The organism is Endozoicomonas sp. ALE010, assembly GCF_049310165.1.
GTDB lineage: Bacteria > Pseudomonadota > Gammaproteobacteria > Pseudomonadales > Endozoicomonadaceae > Endozoicomonas.
In genome coordinates, this window is the sequence record NZ_JBLYNV010000150.1 from 1 (window position 1) to 3,120 (window position 3,120).

4 protein-coding genes are annotated in these 3,120 nt (G+C 49.1%); all 4 read left to right on the forward strand.

The features are described 5' to 3' along the window. The first annotated feature begins 185 nt into the window (after positions 1-185). Entirely contained in the window at positions 186-875 is a 690-nt protein-coding gene (locus ACO6UY_RS24240; RefSeq protein WP_422491607.1) for a hypothetical protein, read from the forward strand. Further along, complete coding sequence (locus tag ACO6UY_RS24245) at positions 875-1,258, forward strand: hypothetical protein (RefSeq protein ID WP_101746124.1); 384 nt, start codon at positions 875-877, stop codon at positions 1,256-1,258. The genes ACO6UY_RS24240 and ACO6UY_RS24245 overlap by 1 nt, the downstream gene beginning before the upstream one ends. A 220-nt stretch (positions 1,259-1,478) precedes the next feature. Beyond that, complete coding sequence (locus ACO6UY_RS24250) at positions 1,479-1,934, forward strand: hypothetical protein (protein ID WP_422491609.1); 456 nt, start codon at positions 1,479-1,481, stop codon at positions 1,932-1,934. Between the two features lie 71 nt (positions 1,935-2,005). Next, positions 2,006-3,120, forward strand: a 1,115-nt coding sequence (locus ACO6UY_RS24255) for a hypothetical protein (RefSeq protein ID WP_422491611.1), incomplete at its 3' end; no start/stop codon positions are given.

The following is a 3,120-nucleotide window of genomic DNA, read 5'->3' on the forward strand; positions in this document are numbered from 1 at the left end:
AACTGGCAACATGTCGACGTTCCTGAATATCTGATCAATCCTTTGACAACAGATTTCAGGAAAATATCAATCGGGGTGGTGAAAGGCAGATACAACAAGGCGGCTCTGTAGATACCACCGCAGCCAAAGGAAGCATTGAAGACCTGAAAAATGAGCTAAAGGCAACCTCCGCAGAAATTAGCCGGTTGCAAAACAATCAGTATCAATTTGATGTAACTGGTATTAGTCGCTGGCTCAATCAAACATCAACCGCTGCCGCTTATGTGAAAAAACAATTTTTAGAGCAAAGAATTGCCCTTGAACAGCTGTTTGAAAGCTATGAACAGGGCGTGATCAATGCCAGAAGTTTTGTTCGTGAGGCTGAAGATGCCGCACAAACTATGAACCTGCTCAATCAAACGGATTTAGACCGGCTCAATAACGCCATTGTTTCAGCCAAACAAAACATGGCCAGCTTAGGCGACAGTTCTCGCAATACCCTCAACAGGCTGCAAGATGAACTGGATGAATTGCAGGGCAGGCAATCCGATATTGAGCAGCGCCGTTATCAAAATCAGCGTGACGATCTGAAGGCACAGCACGCGGAGGCCATCGCAAATGGGGATCAGGAGGCGATCAGGAATATTACCTCAGCCCTGCGGATCAGCGAGCAGATTTACAATGAGCGCAGGCGGCAAGCTAATAATGAGAGAACGAAAGCTCTTAAAGAGCGCCAGGGGAGCGCAGACTTATCTACCCCACGCACCATTTCACAAACCCCGCAGCGTATTATCCGGCTCGAATATCCGGGGGGCGATGTGCATGTTGGGGTAACACCGGGGGATGAAACCAAACTGCTGGAAGCCCTGAAAAATGCTGGCATGAGGACGGTCTGATGCAACTGGATACTATTACCCTCCCGGATGATCTTCTTTGGATCAATGAGTTTGAATGGAACCCTGTGGAGCAAAGCACAGAGCGCAGTTTAACAGGAGCATTATTAGTTCAAGAGCAAGCAAAATTACAGGGCCGCCCCATTGAACTGACCGGTGGGCAGCAGGCCGGTTGGGTCTCCCGCAAAACAGTTTTAGAGCTTCAGGATTTAACCGCAGCTCCGGACAAGGTAATGATCCTGACTCTACCTGACATGCGACAGCTTAATGTTATTTTCGACCGTAGTTCTGGCAGCCCGGTTTCAGCCTCCCCGGTACTCGAAGAGGCGTACCCTGCCGATAACAGTTATTACCATCTTTCATTAAGGCTCATAACCGTGCCATGATCAATCGGTTCATGGGTCAGGGAGAGTAATAACGATGACCGTTCAATTATCAGACCATCTAACCCTTGATGGTGTTTTGTATACAGTGACTGGCGCAGAACCTTATCCGATATTTCATCCAGATATGTTGGGAATTGAAGTATCCCCTATGGGTACCTGATGTTGGGCTGGTTTTCTCGTTGAGTATGAATACAAAGAGGGTCAGCTTTTCGCCAGATCAATGAACTTAGGGGTCTTTGATGATGAGCCGTTGGTCAATGGCAGGAAGCCTGACCCGCGTCCAAAGCATGCTGGCTCGGCTCTTGACTTGACGCCTAACTTAATGCCTGGCCTCAGATACACCGACGTATGGTTGCCTCTCGAATATAGTGGTGAGGTGACTTTTGGAAGAGACTGGTGGGATTATCCGAGGCGTCGGTATTACGGCAGTGCTCGATCTGTTGATTTCAACGAGATCAAACAGGTTTTGTTCTTAGAAGGGAAGATTCAGAAAGTAACGAACATCTCGGAACGGTTCATTGAGGAACGGAACACACTGATTGAACAGGAAGAAGAAAAAAGAGCAAAAGAGTGGAGTATTAAGGAGCGTAGGCTACGGAGAGTCCGCTTTAAACGAAAGATTATGGAGTTTATTACCAGAAAGAAGCAGCCCATGGCTACCCATCTTTTTGACTAATTGGGCATAACTGAAATCAGAAATTACCGCCTGACTGGCGGTTTTTTTTCGCCTGAAAAAAAGGAAAACCGATGGCAATTAGCAACAGCGATGTAAAACTCTTCGAAAGTCAGCGCCTTAGCGATGAGGAAGACGGTGGCGGTCGGATCACTGGTAATGAGGTCATTGATGGCAACGTCAATAACCTGTTTCAGGATATTTCCAGAATCGACCGAACCATTGGTGATGTGGCTCTGCGAAAGGCGTTTATCGGGATCAGCACTGATAACAATGATATTTATCTCGGCAGTCATCTTATCTTGACTGAGCCTCCCAAAGACAAGAATGTCTCGGTTCTGCTGTTCAATACCGACAGTCAGACTGACGAGCGCCTCGATGCCAGAGACCGGATCGAGAGCTATGTGGTTCCGGGCATTAAGGCATCATGGGAGCTGGTGGGTGATCAGCTGGAAGGGCAGCGATCCGTTGTCGGCTATCAGCGGGAGGAATCGGCGGTTCCTGAAATTGGCGAGGTCTATAAGCTGACAACGCCAGATGAGACAGTCAGCCAGTTCATCCGTATTACTGCCGTTGATTATTCCAATGAGATTTTTACCTATTTCACTGGAGCGGAGTATATCGATTTTACCCGGCGAAAGGTGGAGATGCAGATTAGCGCACCTTTGGTGACGAAATTTATCGGGGCATCGCCCGTTCCCGGCGAGCCGGAGGAGGCAACCAGCCGCATTCAGGAAACGCAGATAGCCGATACCAGCCGTTACTATGGTATCCAGTCTATGAGTGCCAACATTACCGCAGGTGACCTGACGGTAAAGGCTGAGAGCGTTTATGCGCCTCTGGTGCCGAGCGCCAAGGTGGAAAGCCCATTACTGGATCAATATGGCGGCTATACCGGCAAGACCATGGTGGCGACTTCGACCAGTAGCCGATCAGTCAGCTGTCGCTTTGTTCATATCACTGGCACCCAGAGCCGCACCTATCTGCAACGGGGCGTTTTGCCCGGAACCCTGACCCTTTCGGTGGATGGCGGCACCTTTGAAGATAACGGCACAGGCAATCTAATCCATAAAAGCGGCACCAATAATTACAGCAAGCTGACCGTGGATTATGACCTTGGGGAAGTAAACGTCTGGCGAGTAAGCGGAGTTCTTTCGGCCTCCGGTAATGCGACTTATCAGCCAGCGGT

What these genes read in the sequence shown, in the direction of transcription:
- ACO6UY_RS24245 (WP_101746124.1), top strand. Translation starts at nt 875, where the DNA reads ATGCAACTGGATACTATTACCCTCCCGGATGATCTTCTTTGGATCAAT.
- ACO6UY_RS24250 (WP_422491609.1), top strand. Translation starts at nt 1,479, where the DNA reads ATGAACTTAGGGGTCTTTGATGATGAGCCGTTGGTCAATGGCAGGAAG.